The sequence below is a fragment of the Neotamlana nanhaiensis genome (assembly GCF_000943555.1).
GTDB lineage: Bacteria > Bacteroidota > Bacteroidia > Flavobacteriales > Flavobacteriaceae > Neotamlana > Neotamlana nanhaiensis.
Map to the genome: position 1 here is coordinate 35,657 of NZ_JTDV01000015.1, position 22,537 is coordinate 58,193.

Annotated in this window: 18 protein-coding genes; 13 read left to right on the top strand and 5 right to left on the bottom strand. The window is 34.0% G+C overall.

Annotated features, from left to right (window positions below; translation table 11 throughout):
* Positions 1-124: 124 nt before the first annotated feature.
* From PK35_RS14720 to PK35_RS14745, 6 genes are all read left to right on the top strand, one after another.
* Entirely contained in the window at positions 125-577 is a 453-nt protein-coding gene (locus PK35_RS14720; protein WP_044627337.1) for an SRPBCC family protein, read from the top strand.
* A gap of 302 nt (positions 578-879) precedes the next feature.
* Complete coding sequence (locus PK35_RS14725; protein ID WP_044627338.1) at positions 880-2,736, top strand: DNA topoisomerase IV subunit B; 1,857 nt, start codon at positions 880-882, stop codon at positions 2,734-2,736.
* 6 nt (positions 2,737-2,742) lie between these two features.
* Positions 2,743-3,273, top strand: coding sequence for an ORF6N domain-containing protein (locus PK35_RS14730; protein WP_044627339.1), 531 nt, complete (start codon positions 2,743-2,745; stop codon positions 3,271-3,273).
* A 13-nt stretch (positions 3,274-3,286) separates the two neighbouring features.
* Positions 3,287-5,935 (top strand): DNA gyrase/topoisomerase IV subunit A, encoded by a 2,649-nt coding sequence (locus tag PK35_RS14735; protein WP_044627340.1) that lies wholly within the window; start codon positions 3,287-3,289, stop codon positions 5,933-5,935.
* A gap of 37 nt (positions 5,936-5,972) precedes the next feature.
* Positions 5,973-6,617 carry a porin family protein gene (locus PK35_RS14740; protein WP_044627341.1) on the top strand — a complete coding sequence of 215 codons (645 nt, stop codon included), beginning with the start codon at positions 5,973-5,975 and terminating at the stop codon, positions 6,615-6,617.
* Positions 6,618-6,674: 57 nt separating this feature from the next.
* The gene (locus tag PK35_RS14745; protein ID WP_238320927.1) at positions 6,675-8,573 is read left to right on the top strand and encodes a beta-N-acetylhexosaminidase; all 1,899 of its coding nucleotides are present in this window, start codon (positions 6,675-6,677) and stop codon (positions 8,571-8,573) included.
* Positions 8,574-8,657: 84 nt separating this feature from the next.
* Here PK35_RS14745 and PK35_RS14750 read toward each other — a convergent pair whose 3' ends face one another.
* Both PK35_RS14750 and PK35_RS14755 read right to left on the bottom strand, forming a co-directional pair.
* Positions 8,658-9,950 carry an SPOR domain-containing protein gene (locus tag PK35_RS14750; protein WP_044627342.1) on the bottom strand — a complete coding sequence of 431 codons (1,293 nt, stop codon included), beginning with the start codon at positions 9,948-9,950 and terminating at the stop codon, positions 8,658-8,660.
* 102 nt (positions 9,951-10,052) lie between these two features.
* Positions 10,053-10,844 carry a TerC family protein gene (locus tag PK35_RS14755; RefSeq protein ID WP_044627343.1) on the bottom strand — a complete coding sequence of 264 codons (792 nt, stop codon included), beginning with the start codon at positions 10,842-10,844 and terminating at the stop codon, positions 10,053-10,055.
* 185 nt (positions 10,845-11,029) lie between these two features.
* Between PK35_RS14755 and bshC the strand changes: the two genes are divergently transcribed.
* From bshC to PK35_RS14785, 6 genes are all read left to right on the top strand, one after another.
* Positions 11,030-12,631 (top strand): bacillithiol biosynthesis cysteine-adding enzyme BshC, encoded by a 1,602-nt coding sequence (gene bshC / locus PK35_RS14760; RefSeq protein WP_044627344.1) that lies wholly within the window; start codon positions 11,030-11,032, stop codon positions 12,629-12,631.
* 164 nt (positions 12,632-12,795) lie between these two features.
* Positions 12,796-14,166, top strand: coding sequence for a pyridoxal phosphate-dependent decarboxylase family protein (locus PK35_RS14765; protein WP_044627345.1), 1,371 nt, complete (start codon positions 12,796-12,798; stop codon positions 14,164-14,166).
* 426 nt (positions 14,167-14,592) lie between these two features.
* Entirely contained in the window at positions 14,593-16,128 is a 1,536-nt protein-coding gene (guaA, locus tag PK35_RS14770; RefSeq protein WP_044627346.1) for a glutamine-hydrolyzing GMP synthase, read from the top strand.
* Between the two features lie 269 nt (positions 16,129-16,397).
* Positions 16,398-18,326 (top strand): LysM peptidoglycan-binding domain-containing protein, encoded by a 1,929-nt coding sequence (locus tag PK35_RS14775; protein WP_044627347.1) that lies wholly within the window; start codon positions 16,398-16,400, stop codon positions 18,324-18,326.
* Between the two features lie 80 nt (positions 18,327-18,406).
* A complete protein-coding gene (locus PK35_RS14780) occupies positions 18,407-18,913 on the top strand; it encodes a DUF922 domain-containing protein (RefSeq protein WP_238320928.1) in 507 nt (168 codons plus the stop codon).
* 65 nt (positions 18,914-18,978) lie between these two features.
* Positions 18,979-19,209 carry a DUF3820 family protein gene (locus tag PK35_RS14785; RefSeq protein ID WP_044627348.1) on the top strand — a complete coding sequence of 77 codons (231 nt, stop codon included), beginning with the start codon at positions 18,979-18,981 and terminating at the stop codon, positions 19,207-19,209.
* Positions 19,210-19,252: 43 nt separating this feature from the next.
* Here PK35_RS14785 and PK35_RS14790 read toward each other — a convergent pair whose 3' ends face one another.
* Both PK35_RS14790 and PK35_RS14795 read right to left on the bottom strand, forming a co-directional pair.
* A complete protein-coding gene (locus PK35_RS14790) occupies positions 19,253-19,864 on the bottom strand; it encodes a MarC family protein (protein ID WP_044627349.1) in 612 nt (203 codons plus the stop codon).
* 1 nt (position 19,865) lies between these two features.
* A complete protein-coding gene (locus tag PK35_RS14795; protein ID WP_044627350.1) occupies positions 19,866-20,375 on the bottom strand; it encodes a DUF3124 domain-containing protein in 510 nt (169 codons plus the stop codon).
* A 211-nt stretch (positions 20,376-20,586) separates the two neighbouring features.
* On the opposite strand from PK35_RS14795, the gene PK35_RS14800 reads away from it, so the two are divergent.
* Complete coding sequence (locus tag PK35_RS14800; protein ID WP_044627351.1) at positions 20,587-22,083, top strand: YfcC family protein; 1,497 nt, start codon at positions 20,587-20,589, stop codon at positions 22,081-22,083.
* Here the strand turns inward: PK35_RS14800 and PK35_RS14805 are convergent.
* A complete protein-coding gene (locus tag PK35_RS14805; RefSeq protein ID WP_044627352.1) occupies positions 22,080-22,535 on the bottom strand; it encodes a tRNA (cytidine(34)-2'-O)-methyltransferase in 456 nt (151 codons plus the stop codon). The two genes, PK35_RS14800 and PK35_RS14805, sit on opposite strands and share 4 nt — an antisense overlap.
* Between the last annotated feature and the right edge of the window lie 2 nt (positions 22,536-22,537).

Consider the following 22,537-nt stretch of genomic DNA (forward strand, 5'->3'; position numbering starts at 1 on the left):
TGCAATGCTAATTATACTTAGGTAATTGGAAATCAGTTGTTGTTTGGTATATTTGCGTGTGCTTTATTTTTAACTAAAGCAAAAAAATACCTTTTAAAGCTTATAAAAAAGGTCCCAGTTTGTTATGCCTTTAATTGAAGTAAAAACCGAAATTGACGCCGAAATTGAAACTTGTTTCGATTTGGCGAGAGATGTTACTTTTTATCAAAATACGTTACAAAAACCAACAGAAATAGCTATTTCTGGAAAAGTAGCTGGCTTGGTTGAAAAAGGTGATGCCACCATATGGGAAACGAGACACCTTAATTTACATCAGCATTTAACTTTAAAAGTAACCGAATTTTCGCAACCCTTTTTATTTGTAGACGAAATGGTTAAAGGCCATTTTAAAACCTATAAACACGAGCATATTTTTAAGAAGATTAAAAATAAAACGCTAATGATAGATAAGTTTTATTTTGAATCGCCGTATGGGGTATTTGGAAAATTATTCGATTATCTATTTTTAAAAAAGCATATTAAAAAATTAATTGTTTTTAGAAATGAAGCTCTAAAAGATAAAGCTGAATCTTTGTAGGTTTCAGGTTTAGAGCGTTATATTTATTTTAAATAATGTTGACGTGTAAATATGGTATTTCTTTAGTTTTTATACTTTTTTAACTATCTTCTTATAAATTTAATATTTAGTATATCACTATTTGATTTTGTGATAATTCAAGATTATTAATGTAGGTATTTTCGTTTGTCTGTGCAGAATATGATAAATAGGCTATCAAGAAAATCATAATAACTTTTTTAATTAATTTGTGAAGTTGTAGTTTTATTTTTTAAGCCGATATATTATATTAGCAAGCAATCTCACAAAACTCACCTAATTTTATGGCAGAACAAACCAATTACACCGAAGATAATATACGTTCGTTAGACTGGAAAGAGCATATTAGAATGCGTCCCGGGATGTATATTGGTAAACTAGGTGATGGTAGTTCGCCAGACGATGGTATTTATATTTTACTTAAAGAAGTGCTAGATAACTCTATCGACGAGTTTGTAATGGGCGCTGGTAAAACTATCGAGATTTCTATACAAGGGGCCAAAGTAATTGTACGCGATTATGGTCGTGGTATTCCTCTTGGTAAGGTGGTTGATGTGGTTTCAAAAATGAACACTGGTGGTAAGTACGACTCAAAGGCGTTTAAAAAATCTGTAGGATTAAATGGTGTTGGTACCAAAGCCGTAAATGCCTTATCAACTTATTTTAGGGTTGAAAGTACTAGAGACGGTAAATCGGCTTCGGCCGAGTTTGAAAAAGGCGAGCTAACTGCTAAAGAAATGCTCGACGATACCTCGCGCCGAAAAGGAACGAAAGTATCGTTTGTTCCAGACGAAAGTATTTTTAAAAACTATAAATTTCGTAGCGAATATGTTGTAAAAATGCTTAAAAACTATGTGTACCTTAACCCAGGTTTAACCATAGTTTTTAATGGTGAAAAGTATTATAGCGAAAACGGATTAAAAGATTTATTATCTGAAAAAATAAACGAATCCGATTTATTATACCCAATTATTCATCTTCGTGGAGACGATATTGAAATCGCTTTAACCCACAGTAAAACCCAATATAGCGAAGAATATAACAGTTTTGTAAACGGCCAAAATACAACCCAAGGTGGTACGCACTTAAATGCGTTTCGCGAAGCCGTTGTAAAAACCATTCGTGAGTTTTATGGTAAAAGCTATGATGCTTCCGATATTAGAAAATCAATTGTAAGTGCCATAGCAATCAAGGTTATGGAACCTGTTTTTGAGAGTCAAACAAAAACCAAATTGGGTTCTACCGATATGGGTGGCGATTACCCAACAGTACGCACTTATGTTAACGATTTTGTAAAAACAAAACTCGATAATTACTTACACAAAAATCAAGATACTGCCGATAAACTTCAGCGTAAAATTCTTCAAGCCGAACGCGAGCGTAAAGAACTTTCTGGTATTCGTAAGTTGGCCAGAGATCGTGCTAAAAAGGCGAGTCTTCATAATAAAAAATTACGCGATTGCCGTGTGCACTTTGGGGATACTAAAAACGAACGAAATCTAGAAACCACCTTGTTTATTACCGAGGGAGATTCGGCTTCTGGTAGTATTACAAAATCGCGTGATGTAAACACGCAAGCGGTATTTAGTTTAAAAGGTAAGCCTTTAAACTGTTACGGATTAACCAAAAAAATAGTTTACGAAAACGAAGAGTTTAACTTACTACAAGCGGCCTTAAATATTGAAGAGTCTTTAGAAGATTTACGATATAATAACGTGGTAATTGCTACGGATGCCGATGTAGATGGAATGCATATTCGATTGCTGTTAATTACATTTTTCTTGCAGTTTTTTCCTGAAGTTATAAAAGAAGGTCATTTATACATTTTGCAAACGCCTTTGTTTAGGGTTCGAAACAAAAAAGAAACCATTTATTGTTACACCGAAGAAGAGCGTGTAAATGCCATAGAAAAATTAAAACCAAAACCCGAAATTACTCGATTTAAAGGTTTAGGTGAAATTTCGCCCGATGAGTTTAAACACTTTATTGGCGACGATATTCGTTTAGATCCTGTGATGCTTGACGATGGTATGTCGATAGAGGATTTATTATCGTTTTACATGGGCAAAAACACACCAACACGTCAAGAGTTCATTATAGACAATTTAAAAGTTGAAATGGATTTAATTGAAGAAAAATAATGACGTATGGATGACAATTTAATTATTCCAGACGAAAATATTGCAGGCAAAATTTACTTTATTAGAAACCAAAAAGTAATGCTCGATAGAGATTCAGCAAATTTGTATGAGGTTGAAACTCGAGTTTTAAAGCAGGCTATTAAGCGAAATTTGAATCGTTTTCCAGAAGATTTCATGTTTGAACTTACCAAGCCTGAATTAGAAAATTGGAGATCACAGTTTGTGACCTCCAATGACTCCGACAAAATGGGGCTGCGTTATTCTCCAATGGCATTTACCGAGCAAGGTGTTGCTATGTTATCAAGCGTGTTGCGCAGCGATAGGGCTATTGCGGTAAATATTAAAATTATTAGAGTTTTTACTAAAATGCGCCAATTACTTAGCGATAATTTAAGTTTGAAACTTGAAATTGAAGAAATTAAAAAGAAACTAACCAACCATAGCAAAAATATTGAGCTTGTTTTTAATTATCTGGATGAATTGATTGATAAAAAAGAAAATCAAAAACCAAGAAATAAAATAGGTTACAAAAAATGATTGCCTCAAGTTTATGATAAACGAAGAAAACGACGATTTAACCAACCAAGACAACCAAGAACCAAACGAAACCATTACCCGTGTTACGGGTATGTATAAAGATTGGTTTTTAGATTATGCATCTTATGTAATTCTAGAACGTGCTGTACCAGCCATAGAAGATGGTTTTAAACCAGTACAGCGACGTATTATGCATAGTATGAAAGACCTCGACGATGGTCGTTACAATAAAGTAGCTAATATTGTGGGGCATACCATGCAGTATCATCCGCACGGTGATGCAAGTATTGCCGATGCCATGGTGCAAATTGGTCAGAAAGATTTGTTAATCGATACCCAAGGAAACTGGGGGAATATTCTAACAGGCGATGGTGCTGCAGCATCGCGTTACATTGAAGCGCGATTATCAAAATTTGCACTCGATGTGGTTTACAACCCAAAAATAACCGAGTGGCAAGCCAGTTACGATGGTCGTAGAAAAGAGCCTGTAAATTTACCAGTTATGTTTCCTTTGCTATTGGCGCAAGGTGGCGAAGGTATTGCGGTTGGTCTATCAACAAAAATATTACCGCATAACTTTATCGAGCTTATTGAGGCTTCAATAAAACATTTAAACGGTAAACGATTTACTTTAGTTCCCGATTTCCCGACAGCAGGAATTGCAGATTTTTCAAATTACAACGATGGCTTACGAGGAGGTAAAGTACGTGTACGCGCTAAAATTTCGCAACTCGATAAAAACACGTTGGTTATTTCCGAAATTCCTTTTGCAACCACAACCTCGTCGTTAATCGATTCTATTTTAAAAGCCAACGATAAAGGTAAAATCAAGATTAAAAAAATTGAAGATAATACCGCTGCCGAAGTTGAAATTTTGGTGCATTTACCTTCAGGGTTATCGCCTGATAAAACAATAGATGCCCTTTATGCATTTACAAGTTGCGAAAGTTCAATTTCACCTTTAGGCTGTGTTATCGAAGATAATAAACCACTGTTTATAGGGGTTTCTGAAATGCTTCGTAGAAGTACCGATAATACCGTGCAACTCTTAAAACAAGAACTCGAAATTAAACTGGGGGAGTTTGAAGAGCAGTGGCACTTTGCATCATTGGAGCGTATTTTTATAGAGAATAGAATTTATCGTGATATTGAAGAGGAAGAAACTTGGGAAGGTGTTATTAAAGCCATCGATAAAGGCTTACAACCCCATATAAAACATTTAAAACGTGCCATTACCGAAGATGATATTGTGCGTTTAACCGAGATTCGCATCAAGCGTATATCAAAATTCGATATTGATAAGGCGCAACAAAAAATTGATGCTTTAGAAGATCAAATTGCAGAGGTAAAGCATCATTTAGAGCATCTTATCGATTATGCCATTGCCTATTTTACAAGACTTAAAAACGATTACGGCGAAGGACGCGAACGTAAAACCGAAATTCGCGTTTTTGACGATGTCGATGCTACTAAAGTAGTCATTCGAAATACAAAACTTTATGTTAATCGTGCCGAAGGCTTTATTGGAACCTCATTACGTCGCGATGAATATGTTGGAGATTGTAGCGATATCGACGATGTCATTGTTTTTACAAAAGCGGGTAAAATGATGGTTACCAAAGTAGACACAAAAACCTTTATTGGTAAAGATATTATACATGTTGCGGTGTTTAAAAAGAAAGATAAACGTACCATTTACAACATGATTTATCGTGATGGTAAAAGTGGACCATCGTACATAAAACGTTTTGCAGTAACTAGTATTACTCGCGATAGAGAATACGATTTAACCAACGGTAACAAAGCATCAACCATGTTGTATTTTTCGGCAAACCCTAATGGTGAAGCCGAGGTAGTAACTATTTTATTGCGACAAGCAGGAAGCATTAAAAAACTTAAATGGGATATTGATTTTGCCGATATTTTAATAAAAGGTCGTGCATCAAAAGGAAATGTGGTAACAAAATATTCTATTAAGCGCGTTGAGCTTAAAGAGAAAGGAGTTTCAACCTTAAAACCACGAAAAATTTGGTTCGACGAAACCGTAAGACGCATTAATGTTGATGGTCGAGGCGATTTAATTGGAGAGTTTCGTGGTGAAGATAAATTACTAATTATCAATCAGTCTGGAGTTGTTAAAACCGTGACACCAGAAGTTACTATGCACTTCGATGATGATATGATTGTACTTGAAAAATGGGAACCTAAAAAGCCCATTTCGGCTATTTACTACCACGGCGAAAAGGAGTTATATTACGTAAAACGATTTGTAATAGAGCAAGAAGACAAGGAAGAAAACTTTATATCCGATCACCCAAAATCGCAATTAGAGATTGTTTCTACCGATTGGAAACCAATGGCAGAAGTGGTTTTTGCTAAAGAACGCGGTAAAGACCGAAAGGATAATATGGAAGTAAATTTAGAAGCTTTTATTGCCATTAAAGGTATTTCGGCATTAGGAAATCAGCTTACTAAAGATAAAGTCAATCAAGTAAATTTATTAGATCCGTTACCTTTTGAATCGCCGGAGGAAGTTCATGCTAACGATTTAGAAGTTATAGATGAAGAAACATTAGGTGCTACCGAGTCAGACGCTTCAACCAAACCAAAAGACGACACAGAAACCGATAAGGACGACGAAGGACAAACGAGTTTGTTTTAAAGTTATCTGGTTTTAGATAAATATAGGATTTTACCGAATGAAAAAAAAAGCACTGTTACTAGGAGTTTTTGTTTTACTTTATTGCTATAATTTAAATGGACAAAACTCTACTATTGAATTTGGAATTACGTTTGGAGGAAATTTTTCGCAATTTACTCCAGATCATAAAGTAGGAGGAATTACTTATCTTGATTATAAACCAAAACTTGGCTTTTTTGCAGGAGGCTATGCAAATGTTATTATAGGAAATAATTTTAACATGCAGCCAGAATTAATGTTTGCTAGCCAAGGTACAAATATTTTAGTCGAGGATATACAAGTTTATGATTCTGAAGGATTTCTTATATCTGATTCAGATTATGAATCTAAAATAAACGAGTTTACCATTATATTGCCAATTGTTTTTCAGTATTTATTTAATGATGTTTTTTATATTGAGGCTGGACCACAATTAGGTTACATTTTTAATGTAAAAGAAAAAGTAAAGAAAAGTCCTTTTGAGTATAATGCAACAAATAACACATTTGAGAGTAATGTGTTTGACTTAGGATTAACTTTAGGTTTTGGGTATAAAATCGCTAAAAATTTAGCTGTTAATCTGAGATATTTTTTGGGGATAATTGAAAGAAATGGCACTTTAAAATCTTCAGTTCTCAATTGGGGAGTTCAATTTAAATTGTAGTAAACAACATTCTAATCTCAATAAAATTGATAATACTTAAAAGAAAAGTATAATTCTATGAAGCTTAAATTTATTGTTCTTTTTTTTGTCGGATTGGTTAATACTTTTTTGTTTGCTAATAACGATTTAGAAAAATATTTGCTGTTTACACCTCAAGAGATAGAAGTAAACACCAATATGGTTGCCATTTATAATGACGAAGTAAATGTTTTAAAAGCGTTTTTAAATTCTAGTATCACTGAAGCTTCAGCTGGAAAATTTAATATATCAACTGCAAAAAGTGATTTCAATTTATGTTTCGAAATCAATGCTAATTTAAAGGGTTTTGATGCCTTTCAGTTAGAAATAAATACTTCAAACATCACCTTAGTCGCAAAAAACTTAAATGCGCTACGCTACGGAAAACAAACATTTCTAAGGTTGTTAAACTATGCTCAAACCAAGAACGAATTCGTTCCGTATACTAAAATAAGCGATTGGGCTAATTTTGAGAAACGTGGTTATATGCTCGATGTAAGCCGCAATAAGGTGCCTACTATGGCTAGCATTTATTTGTTAATAGATCAGTTGGAGCAATGGCGAATAAACGAATTTCAGTTGTATACCGAACATACTTTTGCTTACAGAAATCATAAAGTGGTTTGGGAAAATGCGAGTCCGTTAACCGCAGCTCAAATAAAAGAAATTGATAGCTATTGTCAAAAAAAGGGTATCGATTTGGTACCAAATCAAAACTCGTTTGGCCATATGGAGAATTGGTTAAAACACGATGAGTATTTAGATTTATGTGAATGCGAAACCGACTGTAAAACCATTTGGGGAAACCGAAAACGAACCGCTTTGGCACCAACAAGCCCTAAATCGTTTGCTTTAATGCAAGAGTTGTATGCCGAATTATTACCCAATTTTTCAAGTAAATTTGTAAATATTGGCGGTGATGAAACGGTTGAACTGGGTTTAGGTAAATCCAAGCGCTTAAGCGATTCTATTGGTAAAGGGCAAGTGTATTTAAATTTTTTAAAAAAGCTAAATGTCGAAGTGCTTAAAAATGGAAAGCAAAGCCAGTTTTGGGGTGATATTGTTTTAAATCATCCCGAACTTATTAAAGACATTCCAAAAAACATGACCGCTTTAGTTTGGGGTTACGATGCCACTTATCCGTTTGATAAAAATTTAAAAAAGTTCCATGATGCCAATCTCGATTTTTATGTATGTCCTGGTACTTCAAGTTGGCGGTCCGAAATAGGAAGAAATCACAACGCCTTTTTAAACTTAAAAAATGCCGCTATTGAAGGGGAAAACTATGGGGCAAAAGGATATTTAATTACCGATTGGGGCGATTTTGGGCATTTTCAGCCTAAATCTGTGAGTTATCCAGCATTGGTTTTGGGCGCAAATTATGCTTGGAATTATTCAGATGAAACGGTTGAAAATTTAGAGTTTCTTCTAAATCAATATGTTTTTAGTGATGACACTGGAAATACCGCAAAAGCTGTTTTAACACTAGGAAATGCTTATTTAAAAGCCAATATTCCTGCTGGTAATGCTAATGCGTATCACTTAATGTTGCGCCGCTTTCGTTGGACAATGAAAGGGCATTACCAAACGAAACACTTAACGAAAAACGGACTGATTGCTGCAAAAACGGAAATAGAAAAAGGATTAAAAGAATTACAACTTGCTAAACCGCAGGCCATAGATGGTGAAACAATTATAAAAGAATTACAACAAGCGTCGCAATTGGCTTTGTTTGGTATTAAGTTAGGTTTAGCACGCTTGGATGCGAAAAATATGGCTACCAACAAAATACCTTTAAAAAAGCGAAAACAACTGGCCACAGAACTCACACTCCTTATAGAAAAGCATAAAACAATTTGGTTACTTCGTAATCGAGAAGGCGGATTGCAAGATTCAACTGAAAAATTGCAGGATTTATTGGATTATTTAAAGAAGTAAAATCTTTTTTTAGAGGAACAAAGTCTTAAATTACATATGTTTTAGTGTAGGCAATGTTAAATTAATTGCCCACACTTTGTATTTTTAATTAACTCGCATTAACCAAACCTTTTCAAAGCCTGATTCTTTTTGCTTGTTAACCGTACGAGTTGATGCTAAATCTCTGTCATCATAGCGATCTACATAAACATAATTAAATTTCTCGCCTTTTTTACGCCCAATTCTGGCGTAAACGCCTTCCTTTTTTAGCTCTTCTAGTTTCTTTTTAGCGTTAGTTTCGTTAACAAAACTTCCTAAAATAACATAATATCCAGGTTTTAAAAAGCCATTTATAATATCAGAAGGTGAATCTTCACTCATCGCAGGTATATCCTTTGTTACAGGTTCTTCAATAATTTCAGGTTCAGCTTCAACGACTTCAATTTTAGATTCTGGTTCTTCAATAGGCGTTGCAACAACCACCTCTTTTTTCGGTTTTTTTGGTTGTTTTAAACTGCGTAACTTTTCTCTATTGCGTTCAGCAGTCTTTTCCCATTCTGGTAACTCTAAATCTTTTGCACTTAAATCTACCGACAAACCAACCGAATGTACCCGATTAAAATTTTGAGAACCAATGGCGTTTTCAAACGAATAACTTACCCTAAAATATTTAAAAAATCGTCCGCTTACGGCAGCATTAAAGGAGTAATCGTTTTTATATGACAAGGCCAATTCATAATTATTTTTAAAATTTAAATTGGCAACTCCTTCAACTATATTTAAATCGCTGTAGGCATGGTATTTTGCACTTGGAGTAATTTTAAAATCGTCTGAAACTCGAATTCTATATGATAAATATCCTGTATAACCACTGCTACTTGTTAAAGGTTGGTTGGGGGCTAAAGATAAATCATTTTGAATTGGATAAGTGGTGAAGAAGCCACCTAAAGTTAGGTTGAAATTGGTATAGTGAACACCTAATTTGTAAACCGAACTAAATTTATTGTCTTGAGCAGATCGGTTTTCGTTCAATCGATCTAAACCAATGGATGCACCAATATTAATAGACTGAAATTCGCTTCCTAAATTAAATTTAAAACGTGTGTTTAAAAAAAGTTGAATATAATGATAAACATGATAACTATGATTGCCATAATCTAAACCAAAAGCAAAATTATCGAACGGTGCCAATTGCGCGTTAAGATATTGCGAGGTATTTGATATGTTGGTATCTGAAGCTTGAATGATGCCCGTTATGTTATAGCGTCCGTTAGATGCTAAAAACGAAGAATCATCCAAATAAGGATTTATAGGATTTTGATTTGGGAATACAATACGTTGCGCAACCAAAATTTGAATTGAAAATACTAACAGTAAAAAGGTTATTGCTTTTTTCATAATATTTGGGGTATTGACTAAAACAATGTTTTAACGTGGGCTAAAGTACAAAATTTGGTGTTTAAAACACGTTAAAACGATTAAAAAACCCGATTAAACGCTTTATTTGTTAAGTTTTTTCACTGTTTTAAAGTTTAAAAACTCAACAAATAACGAAAAAGCAATTGCAAAATACAGATAACCTTTGGGTATGGCTCCAACTTCATTACCAAATAATTTGGTATGCGACAGGTGAGCCGCTTCTGTAATTAACATAAAACCAATTAATATTAAAAAAGCTAAACCGAGTAATTGTATACTAGGATGCGAATCGATAAATTTTCTAATAGGATTAGCAAAACCAATCATTATAAATATTGAAATAATAACGGCTATAATCATTAAAACCAGTGTGTAATTGTGGTTTGGGTGTAAACCGTTGGTCATACCTACCGCTGTTAAAATAGAATCGATTGAAAATATAAAATCTATTAACAGAATTTGGGTAATGGCCTGTTTTAGGCTTTGTACTTTTTTCTTTTTTAAATGATTTTCGTCGTGTTTTGGTAACTCAACCTTTTCATGTATTTCGCTGGTGCTTTTGTAAATTAAAAAAATACCTCCTACAAAAAGAATTAAGGCTTGCCAACTAATAGCGGCATGAAACCAAGATAGGTTTACAGTGTAAAATGGTTCTTTTAACCCAATTAAAAAACTCACAAAAAACAATAAAATAATGCGCTGCGCCATGGCCAAAAGCAACCCAATGTTCATGGCTTTACTGCGTTGGTTTTCGGGTAGTTTATTGGCTGCAATCGATATAAAAACAATATTATCGATACCTAAAATAATTTCTAAAAAAGTTAAGGTAAGTAATGCCATTAAGGCGTCGCTAGTTAATAGAAAGTCTATCACAGAATCTTTAATTTATTTTATAAAGCTAGTTAAAAAAATAATTAGTTAAGTGTTTGTTTTTAGTATTCTTTATAAATTTTAAAAGTTTGCTTTATTTTAGACAATAGTTGTTTTAGTTTATTAACTTATTTTTTAGAAACTAAAAACGTGAATAGCCGTATATTTACAGCTTCTTAAGTTAAAGTATGCAAAAACAAAGTATTTCCTTTAAAGAAACAGGTTACTTCTCGCAGTTAATTTGTGATTATTTAGATGAAAATGACGCGTTAAAATCATTTTATAATCGATTCCCAAAAATAGATGCGTTTAAATTTCAAATGGAAGAGAAGGCATCATCTTTTAAGGTTGAGACGCGACAAGTTTTAGTTAATAGTTTACAAAATCAGTATGAAACCTTACAAACATCAGATGCTACTTTAACTCATATTAAAAGCCTTTTACAACCTAATACGTTTACGATAACAACGGGTCATCAATTAAATTTGTTTACAGGGCCACTGTATTTTTTGTATAAAATTATTTCTACAATTAACCTTACAAAACAATTAAAAGTAACCTATCCCGATAAAAATTTTGTGCCTGTTTATTGGATGGCCACCGAAGACCATGATTTCGATGAAATAAATTACTTCAATTTTAAAGGAAAAAAAGTTGTTTGGAATAGAGATGCTAATGGAGCTGTTGGTGAGCTTTCCACCCAAGGTTTAGATGCTATTTTTAAAGTGATTTCGAGTGAATTTGGTTCAAATAATAATGCTAACTATTTAAAAGCCCTTTTTAAATCGGCGTATTTAGAACATGAAAATTTAGCTGATGCAACCAAATATTTAGTAAACGAGCTATTTAAAGATTATGGGTTAGTGATTATTGATGCCAATTCAAAAGCGTTAAAGCAGGTATTTACTCCGTATATTAAGGACGAATTGTTGCGCCAAATATCATTTAAAGCAGTAAGTAAAACCAATGAAGCGTTATCAACCACATCAGAAGCTTATAAAATTCAAGTTAATCCCAGAGAGATAAATTTATTTTATTTAAATGAGAATTTAAGAGAGCGTATTGTTTTAGAAGATGATGTTTATAAAGTTTTAAATACAGATATTACATGGAGCGAGAGTGAGATATTAAAACACCTCGATGAGATGCCACAGCGTTTTTCGCCCAACGTTATAATGCGTCCGCTTTACCAAGAAGTTATTTTGCCAAATTTATGCTATATAGGTGGCGGTGGTGAATTGGCGTATTGGTTTCAGTTAAAAGACTTTTTTAACGAAGTAAACGTAACGTTTCCTATGTTGTTATTGCGAAACTCCGTGTTGGTTCAAAATGAAAATCAATTTAAAAAACTTGAAAATTTAAGTGTTTCGTTAAAGCATTTGTTTCTAAAAAAGCATGCTTTTATAAACAAGCGTGTTCGAGATATATCGAATATTGATATAGATTTTAGTCCTCAAAAAACACATTTACAGCAACAGTTTAAAGATTTATATACACTAGCAGAACAAACCGACAAATCCTTCGTTGGAGCTGTAAAAGCACAAGAAAAGAAACAGGTTAAAGGACTAGAAGCGCTAGAAAAACGACTACTTAAAGCGCAAAAGCGAAAATTAAAAGATGAAATTGAACGGGCAACCGTTATAAAAAATCAATTATTTCCTAATGAAAGTTTACAGGAGCGAAATGCTAATTTTTCGGAATTGTATTTAGATTTTGGAGATGATTTGATTCCGAGTTTAATGCAACAATTAGAACCTTTACAAAATGAATTCGATGTTTTGGTTTTATAAAGCTTAAGCCAAATAAGCGTCTTGTCGAGTGCGGTTTTAACTCCGTTAAAATACGAGTTGTTTTTTTAGATTTATTATAATTTTTCTTTCTGTTTTCTCTCATTTCAATAGCCATAGCATTGGCTTGTTTTTTTCAAATACGTACTTTTGAAAAAAAATAATTCATGCACAAAATTGATATAGATTTAGTTGAAATGACTCTTGATGTTATGAAATATACCATCGATAGAATTTCGGCCACCAATAGTAAAATAGGTAAACCCAAAAAAGAATCAGAACTTAAAGCGCTTGTTGGCGAAACTGTTACCAAAAAAGGTATTGGAGGGGAGCAAGCATTTAAATTGTGGAAAAAACATTTAATGAAAGCTAATGTACCTGCCGATCATCCAAGGCATTTAGCTTTTGTGCCAGCATCACCTACACGTGCTGCTGTAATGTTCGATTTGGTAACATCGGCATCAAGTATTCATGGTGCGTATTGGATGGAAGGCGCTGGCGGTATTTTTTGTGAAAACGAGGCTATGCGCTGGATGGTATCGCTTACTGGTTTACCCGAAGGTGCTTTTGGTGTATTTACAAGTGGTGGTACTGCGGCAAATTTATCGGCTATTGTAACAGCTCGCGAATATTGGCGTAAAGACGACACATACAAACGAGAAAAAGGCTTGATTATCACTTCAATTGGGGCACATTCCTCAATAAAGGCAATGGCTAAAGTGGCCGATGTAGATATTCTGTTAGTAGATTCTGAAGAAAAATTAACAGGAAACGACCTACGCAAAACAATAGATGCTTTAAATTTCCATCAGCGTAAGCGTTTGTTTGCGGTAGTCGCTACTGGTGGCACAACAAACGCAGGAATTATAGACGATTTGGAAGGTGTTGCTAAAGTTTGCGAAACCGAAAACCTTTGGTTTCATGTAGATGCTGCTTATGGCGGTGGCGCATTAATTGCCGATTCTGTACGCCATTTATTTAAAGGTATAGAGCTAGCCGATAGCATTACTATCGATCCGCATAAATGGATGTTTTCACCTTACGATTGCGGTGCTGTAATTTACAAGAATCCTGAATTAGCTAAAGCGGCGCATTCTCAACAAGGCTCTTATTTAGATATTTTTAAAGATGAAGGTGCACATGGTTTTAATCCTACCGATTACCAAATTCAGCTTACACGTCGTGTTCGCGGATTGCCATTATGGTTTTCACTAGCAACACACGGTACCGATAGGTATAAAGAAGCTGTGGAGCGCGGTTTAGAACTTGCTCAGATTGCAGGGAAAATGATTGAAGAAATGCCACATGTAGAGTTGGTGCGGGACCCAAGTTTGTCTTGTGTATTGTACCGAAGAATTGACTGGAAACCCGAAGATTACACACATTGGACATACGAAAATCATAAATCTGGTTTTGCTTTGGTAACGCCAACTAAATGGAAAAATGGAGATACTTTTGAAACTGTGTCACGTTTTTGTTTTATAAATCCAGACACCACAGAAGAAGATATCAAATTGATTTTAGAATCGATGAAATAAAAATTTATTTTAGAAGGTATTTTAATATTCTCGGTACAATTCTTCGTGCCTCAGAATCACTCGAATTGACAACTGAAGTCTAATTGAAACTTTACGTCACTTCGAGTAAATTTGCGTAGAGCAACGCAGCAAATTTGTATCGAGAAACGTTACAAAATATAAGCTAAAAAAAATCTCGGTACAATTCCTCATGACTCAAAATCACTTGAATTGACAAATGAAGTCTAATTGAAACGTTAAGTCACTTCGAGTAAATTTGCGCAGAGTAACGAAGCAAATTTGTATCGAGAAGTACTTTTTAACTAAGCCTTTTAGGTTTCGCTAGCATTTTCAAGAAAACGTCTAAAAAAATAGTTTTGTTGACAATTAAGTAAAAAAATTATAACAGGTAATTAGCAATTAAAAAATCAATTATTATTTTTGCGCATGCAACACGATAAGGTACTTATTTTAGACTTCGGATCGCAATACACACAACTTATTGCCCGTAGAGTACGAGAACTCAACATTTATTCCGAAATACACCCATTTAACAAAATTCCAACCAATCTTAGCGATTATAAAGCGGTTATCCTTTCTGGGAGTCCAAATTCGGTAAGAGGTGAGCAAGCGTTACATCCAGAATTATCGCAAATACGTGGCATAAAACCTATGCTTGCGGTTTGTTACGGGGCGCAATATTTGGCGCACTTTTCGGGAGGCGAAGTAGCACCATCGAACACCAGAGAGTACGGTCGTGCAAATTTATCGTTTATAAAAAATGAGGAAGCGTTTTTTGAAGGTATAAATGAAGGTAGCCAAGTTTGGATGAGCCATAGCGATACCATTAAAAAACTACCAACAAATGGCGTTTTATTGGCTAGTACAAGCGATGTTGAAAATGCCGCATATAAAATTGAAGGCGAAACCACTTATGCCATTCAATTTCATCCAGAAGTTTATCATTCAACCGATGGAAAGCAGCTTTTAGAGAACTTTTTAGTAAACATCGCTGGTTTAAATCAAGATTGGACACCGCAGTCGTTTGTTGAAGAAACGGTTGAAGCTATAAAAGAAAAAGTAGGCAACGATAAAGTAGTTTTAGGTTTATCGGGTGGTGTAGATTCTACAATTGCTGCTGTTTTATTAAATAAAGCCATTGGGCAAAACCTGTACTGTATTTTTGTAAATAACGGTTTATTGCGTAAAAATGAGTTTGAAAACGTACTTAAGCAATACGAAGGTATGGGCTTAAACGTTAAAGGTGTCGATGCTTCGGGACGCTTTTTAGAGGCCTTAAAAGGTATTGAAGATCCTGAGAAAAAACGTAAAGCCATTGGTAACGCTTTTATTGAGGTTTTTGATGATGAAGCGCACAAAATAAAAGACGTAACTTGGTTAGCACAAGGCACTATTTACCCCGATGTTATTGAAAGTGTTTCGGCAACTGGTGGGCCATCGGCAACTATAAAAAGTCATCATAATGTTGGTGGTTTACCCGATTTTATGAAACTTAAAATTGTAGAGCCTTTACGTGCTATTTTTAAAGATGAGGTTCGCCGTGTAGGTGCAAGTTTAGGAGTTAGCCCAGAGTTGTTAGGCAGACATCCGTTTCCTGGTCCTGGTTTAGGGATTCGTATTTTAGGCGATATTACTGCCGAAAAAGTACGTATGTTACAAGAAGTTGATGCTATTTTTATTGATGGTTTAAAAGCCTGGGGACTTTACGATAAGGTTTGGCAAGCTGGAGCCATGTTATTACCCGTAAATAGTGTTGGCGTTATGGGAGACGAGCGTACTTACGAAAAATGTGTAGCGCTTCGTGCTGTTGAAAGTACCGATGGTATGACCGCCGATTGGGTAAATTTACCTTACGAGTTTTTACAAAAAACAAGCAACGATATAATAAATAAAGTTAAAGGCGTTAATAGAGTAGTGTACGATATTAGTTCGAAACCACCAGCAACTATTGAGTGGGAATAAACCTTGTTTAAGTTTATAACTTAGCAAGTATGCCCGCGATAGGGATAGCAATGGAAAGCCCACAGCGAATCCGCAATAAGCGGGGAGCGCGGACTTGTAATGAATAGCCCGACCGCGTTTTCGACTTAAATCGAAATCGCGGGATCGCCCAAATTAATTTTGGCATGTTATGTGTTATATTTTTTGTGGGTTTATAAACTTTTTGCTTTAAAACCTACGTATATACTCAGGTTTATTACCTTTAACAAACATACAGCTCACTAAGTAAGATGAAGAAATTTTTAATAGCACTAGTTTTAATAGGTTGGTTTAACGCGGTTAACGCTCAAAATTTTAGTACCCATCGTGTAAAAGATGGCGAAACGGTTGAGGCTTTAGCTAAACAATATTATGTTACTCCTGCCGATATTTACAGTTTAAATCCAGATGCTAAAAAAGGGTTACAGGCCAATACTATTTTAATTATTCCTATCTCGAAAGCTAATAAACCTAAGGTTACTATTGTTAAGGAACTAGAAGGGTTTAAAACGCATAAAACAAAACGTAAGGAAACATTGTACGGTATTGCAAAACAGTATAATGTAAGTGAAGATGAACTTAAAAAACACAATACGTTTTTATATGCTAACCCCTTGCGTAAAGGCGATGCGTTAAAGATTCCTATTTTTAAAGTGACGGAAATTGTTGAGGAAGTTGCTGAAACTACAGAATATAAAGTTTTACCGAAAGAAGGGAAATGGCGAATTGCTTATAAGTTTGGAATTTCGGTTAAGGACCTTGAGGATTTAAATCCTGAAATGGGCGATGTTTTAAAGGAAGGTCAAATTATTAATGTACCTAATTTAGAGCGAGAAGAGCAGAAAGTAATTGACGAAAAATACAGTTATTACAAGGTATTGCCTAAAGAAGGGTTTTATCGTTTGAAGGTGAAATTGGGCTTAGAAAAGGAGCAAATTGAAGCTCTAAATCCTGGTTTGGACGAAAGTGGATTAAAAGAAGGTATGATTTTAAAAATACCTTTTTCTAACTCGGTTGAAACTTTAAAAGGTTCGGGTATACAAGCTGTTAATTTAGCCGATAGTATTAATGATTTTAGTACCAAGCATATTGCAGTGATGTTGCCATTTAGATTGAATAGAGTGGATTTTGACTCGGTGGTTGATACAAAACGCAGTATTAAAACGGATAGATATTTAAATGCTTCATTAGATTTTTATTCGGGGGTTTTGATGGCTTTAGATTCGTTGAAAACTCTTGGTGTTTCTGTAAAAGTTGATGTTTATGATACGCAGGGACAAGTAAGCGAAGTAACTAAAATTTTAAACGAAAATAACTTCGAAAATGTGCATGCTGTTATTGGTCCTTTAACTACAAGTGCTTTTGATAAGGTAGCTTCGGAGTTAAATAAAATTTCGGTGCCTGTGGTGTCTCCAATAGGCTCTAACTTAAAGCTTCATGGTAATGTGTTTCAATCGAAACCTTCTGATGAGTTATTAAAAACAAAAATTATTAATTACGTTAAAAAGGATTCGTTAGCGAAAAATATCGTTATAATTTCTGATACTAAAACGGCCGATGTTGCTTTAGATTTAAAACGAGAATTTAACTTAGCTAAAACAGTAAGTTCTCGAAAGGATAAAAAAACAGGTGAAGATCAATTTTTTGTTATAAAAGACGATATACAGAATGTACTGAAGCCAGGTAAAAATATTGTGTTTTTAGAAACCGAAAACGAAGGTTTTGCATCGAATGTTTCTAGTATTTTAGCCTCGTTAAATAATAAAATTTTAGTTGAAGGTGGCCAACCATCCGAAATTATTTTAACAACAACTCATGAGAATTCTGCTTTTGAGAGCGACCAAATAAACAACACACATTTGTCTAGTTTGCAATTTTTGTTTGCAACAAGCTCGAAAGAATCTAGTTTTAATGATACGAGTAGCTTTACCAAAAAATACAGTAAAATTTACAATATTACGCCTAATAAACGTGCCGTTAAAGGTTTCGATTTAACTATGGATGTGGTGTTACGTTTAGTAACTTCTGAAAATTTATTTATTTCAGCTAAAAACACATTATTAACCGAGTATGTAGAGAATAAGTTTTCATACAAACACAAGCTGTTTGGTGGCTATTATAACGATAGTGTGTATTTGGTAAAGTACGATAACTTATCGGTAGTAGAGGTAGAGCAATAATTGTTGTAATAGCTGCGTTTTTAGGTTTTAACATCTTTAAAAGCGTGAACAAGTTATTTATTTTTTGCTTAGTTTTTCTTTTGAATTTTCAAGATCAGCCCGTTAAGTCATGGAAAGCATCTTACAAATTAACCTGGAACGATTTTAAAGGAAAACCCCAACTCCAAACAGGCGCAGCGGCTATAACAGCATCGGGTATTTCATTCGGATTTTCAATTACAGAAACCGATAGTCATAAGGTCGTCGATTTTACAACCGAAGTGCATGCGCATTTTTACCCAGAACAATCATGGTATATTCCAGAGCAAGCTACAAATACAATATTAGGACATGAACAGTTGCATTTTGATATCACCGAATTGTTTGCTCGTAAGTTTCGACAGCGCATTAGTAAATTAAAAATATCGAATAATATAAAGCAAGAGCTAAAAGCGCTTCATAAAACTATAAATAAAGAGTTAGCTGTTTGTCAAAATAAATATGATTCTGAAACTGATTTTTCAAGAAGTTTTGAAGCTCAATTACAATGGAAATTGTATGTTGAAGCAGAATTGAAAGCGTTAGAAGATTTTGAGTTAAAGGAATAGATTTTAGTTAGAATATAGTGTCAAGAATTAAGCCATAGGAACAAGCAACCAACAACCAATAACCAATGTTCCCAAATAAAGATTTTCTAATAAAGTTAGCGCATACCAAAATGCCTTATGGCAAGTATAAAGACCGTTATTTAATAGATTTACCCGAACATTACGTGGTTTGGTATCATAGTAAAGGTTTCCCAAAAGGGCAATTAGGCGATATGCTAAGGCAAGTTTACGAGCTAAAAGTAAATGGTTTGGAAGATATTATAAGGAATATTAAGCGACAGTTTCCGAAGGGGTAAGTTTTTTGGTTATTGGTTTTCGATTAGTTATGACTCTAAACGACTAAATCGTAGCAAAATATTTAACAATACCACTTAAAATACTTTGTATAGCGTAAGACGCTAAAATTAAACCCATTATTTTACTAATTACTGTAATACCATAATCGCCAATGCGTTTTTGTAGGTGGTTTGCGGTTAGTAAAATAATACAGGTAATTGCTATTACAATTAACACCAAAAAGGTTGTTATAGCTTGTTGTTGTATAGAATAAACATGATTGTCGGTTAGTAAAACCACAGCCATTATAGCACCTGGAGACGCAATAGATGGTATGGCTATGGGGAAAATGGTAACGTGTTTATAATCGGTAATGCCGCTTTTTTCTTCGGCAGGTTTGCCGCTGCCAAAAATCATGGTTAAAGCAAATAAGAATAAAATAACCCCACCAGAAATTTGAAAAGCTTCCAGACTAACCGACATGCCTTCCAAAATAAGCTGTCCTATAACAATAAAAAATAATAAAATTAAAAAGGCAATTCCCGAAGCTCGAAAGGCTACTTTTTTCTTTTTTTGTAGATCGAATTCTTTGGTTGCTTCTAAGTATACAGGAACACTTCCAATAGGGTCGATTACTGCGAAAATGAAAAAGATTGAAGTTAATAACTCTGTCATATTATTTAATACGTTTTGCTTGTGTTGTAAACGATAAGCCTTGTTGCCCCATAGTAGAATTCATAACAGCTTCAAACAAAGGTTCGGGTGTGTTTTTAGCTGTTTTCCATTCAAAAATAAAGTTCGAGCCTGTACCGCCAGAAACATCAACTTCATCAATAATAATTTCGGCAGTTTCAAGTGGCGCTAAAAAAATAGGCTGTTTAAAATAGTTGCGTATTGAAACACCATGTGTATCAAAATATTCGGCTCTTAATACGTAAATAGTATCGGTTTCACTCACATTTCTTAAGCTTATCATCGAAGTTAAATTATGGGTTTTGTGTTCAGACATGCTATAAATTTGTGCATAAATCGATAGGTACGATTTACCATATTCTAAACTGTCGGCTTCTTTAATTTTGGCATAGCGTTTTGTCCAATTTTCAGGGTTTATCGAACTTACTTCTTTTTCTTCTTCACATCCAAAAATTAAAATTAGTAAAATAAAGAAAAGCGGTTTTGTTTTCATTTTTAGATGTTTTTATTAGGTATAAGCAGAAAACTAAGTTAATTCAAAAAAATAACAACACCATGCATTATAGAAAATATAGTTGAGTATTTTAATTTAATATTTTGAATGCTTTATGCATTGAAGTTATAGGTTTCAAAAGGCGAATACTTACAAAATTAAGTGTTAGTTTAAATGAAAAGAATTAAATATTTAACCGTATTTTAATCGAATGAAAAAAATAAAGTTTCCTTCAGCTCAAACCGTTTTATTAATTATAGCTGGTATCGTTGCCATATTAACGTGGGTAATTCCATCGGGTAAATTTAGCCAATTAGCTTATAATAAAACCAAACAAGTTTTTGAGGTTTCTGCTCAAGGGCAAACAACCGAAATGCCAGCAACACAAGAAACTTTAGATGCATTGAATATTAAAATTTCTTTAGAAAAATTCACTAATGGAGATATTTGGAAACCCATTAGTATTCCTAATACTTACAAAACTTTAAAGGCAAGTCCGCAAGGTTTTTTAGAGTTTGTTCAAGCACCAATAAAGGGTATTATTGAATCTGCCGATATTATTATTTTAGTGCTTTTTATTGGCGGATTAATAGGTGTTGTTAATAAAACAGGTGCTTTTGAAGGCGGAATTTCTTGGCTGTCAAAAAAACTACAAGGCCGTGAGTATGTTTTAATCATTTTGGTCACTTTTTTAGTGGCTTTGGGAGGTACAACGTTTGGGTTGGCTGAAGAAACCATAGCTTTTTTTCCTATTTTAATTCCCGTTTTTATTGCAGCTAAGTATGATGCTTTAGTTGGTGTATCTTCAATATTTGTAGGGTCTGCAATAGGTTCTATGTGTTCTACGGTAAATCCTTTTAGTGTTATCATTGCTTCAAATGCTGCAGGTTTAAATTGGACAACGGGTTTAAACGGAAGATTATTAATGTTTGTTATCTGTACTGTAATTTGTATTATTTACATCATGCGATACGCACAAAGGGTTAAAAATGATGCTACAAAATCTATAATTTATAATCAAAAAGATGCTATTGAAGCACGATTTAGCATGTTACAAAACGATACTAAAGTTAAACTAACACCAAAATTAAAACTGGTGTTATTGGTGTTTTCGTTATGTTTTATAATTATGGTTTATGGGGTTTCTGCATTAGGTTGGTGGTTTATTGAAATGACAGCGACCTTTTTTGTGGGTAGCATATTAATTGCCATAATTGTTCGGTTAAAAGAAGGTGAATTTGTAGAAACTTTTGTAAAAGGAGCCGCAGATTTACTTGGTGTTGCCTTTATAATTGGTATTGCTCGTGGTGTGACTATAATAATGGATAATGGCCTAATAAGTGATACACTTTTAAATTATTCGAGCCAATTAACCGATGGTATGAATAAAGGGTTGTTTACTAATATTATGGTTTTTGTTTATGCAGGGTTATCGTTTTTTATTCCTTCTTCTTCTGGAATGGCGGTTTTAACCATGCCTATAATGTCGCCTTTAGCCGATGGTGTAGGTGTTGGCAGAGAAGTGGTTGTAAATGCTTACCAATATGGTTTAGGGTTGTTCTATTTTATAAATCCAACCGGTTTAATTTTGGCATCGTTAGCTATTGTAAATGTGGGGTTTGATAAATGGATGAAATTTATAATGCCTTTAGTGCTTATACTTACCGTTGTTACCGTAATTTTTATGACTATTACAGTTTATATTTAGCTGTTTAACTGTTTGATGCCTTCATAAATGGTAATGCTTACGGCATTTGCAAGGTTTAGACTTCTAATATGCTTGCTAAACATTGGGATTTTGTAAAGTTGATTAGGGTATTTCTCAACAATAGTTTTTGATAAGCCAACCGATTCTTTTCCGAAGATTAAAAACATATCATCTTCAAACGGAATATCCCAATGATTTTTGTTGCCATGACTTGTTAGAAAAGCCATTTTTTTTTCTGCGTTTACACGGAAGAATTCATCAACATTATCATAATAAATCACTTCCAGATGTTGCCAATAATCTAATCCAGCACGTTTTAATCTGGAATCGTCAATTTCGAAACCAAAAGGTTTAACTAGATGCAGTTTAGAACCTGACGCTAAAGCTAAGCGTCCAATATTTCCTGTGTTATTAGGTATTTCGGGTTCAATTAAAACAATATTAAGAGGCATGA

What these genes read in the sequence shown, in the direction of transcription:
- bshC (WP_044627344.1), top strand. Translation starts at nt 11,030, where the DNA reads ATGCAAAAACAAAGTATTTCCTTTAAAGAAACAGGTTACTTCTCGCAG.
- PK35_RS14750 (WP_044627342.1), bottom strand. Translation starts at nt 9,950, where the DNA reads ATGAAAAAAGCAATAACCTTTTTACTGTTAGTATTTTCAATTCAAATT.
- PK35_RS14745 (WP_238320927.1), top strand. Translation starts at nt 6,675, where the DNA reads ATGAAGCTTAAATTTATTGTTCTTTTTTTTGTCGGATTGGTTAATACT.
- PK35_RS14765 (WP_044627345.1), top strand. Translation starts at nt 12,796, where the DNA reads ATGCACAAAATTGATATAGATTTAGTTGAAATGACTCTTGATGTTATG.
- PK35_RS14795 (WP_044627350.1), bottom strand. Translation starts at nt 20,375, where the DNA reads ATGAAAACAAAACCGCTTTTCTTTATTTTACTAATTTTAATTTTTGGA.
- guaA (WP_044627346.1), top strand. Translation starts at nt 14,593, where the DNA reads ATGCAACACGATAAGGTACTTATTTTAGACTTCGGATCGCAATACACA.
- PK35_RS14720 (WP_044627337.1), top strand. Translation starts at nt 125, where the DNA reads ATGCCTTTAATTGAAGTAAAAACCGAAATTGACGCCGAAATTGAAACT.
- PK35_RS14730 (WP_044627339.1), top strand. Translation starts at nt 2,743, where the DNA reads ATGGATGACAATTTAATTATTCCAGACGAAAATATTGCAGGCAAAATT.
- PK35_RS14785 (WP_044627348.1), top strand. Translation starts at nt 18,979, where the DNA reads ATGTTCCCAAATAAAGATTTTCTAATAAAGTTAGCGCATACCAAAATG.
- PK35_RS14735 (WP_044627340.1), top strand. Translation starts at nt 3,287, where the DNA reads ATGATAAACGAAGAAAACGACGATTTAACCAACCAAGACAACCAAGAA.
- PK35_RS14790 (WP_044627349.1), bottom strand. Translation starts at nt 19,864, where the DNA reads ATGACAGAGTTATTAACTTCAATCTTTTTCATTTTCGCAGTAATCGAC.
- PK35_RS14800 (WP_044627351.1), top strand. Translation starts at nt 20,587, where the DNA reads ATGAAAAAAATAAAGTTTCCTTCAGCTCAAACCGTTTTATTAATTATA.
- PK35_RS14775 (WP_044627347.1), top strand. Translation starts at nt 16,398, where the DNA reads ATGAAGAAATTTTTAATAGCACTAGTTTTAATAGGTTGGTTTAACGCG.
- PK35_RS14740 (WP_044627341.1), top strand. Translation starts at nt 5,973, where the DNA reads ATGAAAAAAAAAGCACTGTTACTAGGAGTTTTTGTTTTACTTTATTGC.
- PK35_RS14805 (WP_044627352.1), bottom strand. Translation starts at nt 22,535, where the DNA reads ATGCCTCTTAATATTGTTTTAATTGAACCCGAAATACCTAATAACACA.
- PK35_RS14725 (WP_044627338.1), top strand. Translation starts at nt 880, where the DNA reads ATGGCAGAACAAACCAATTACACCGAAGATAATATACGTTCGTTAGAC.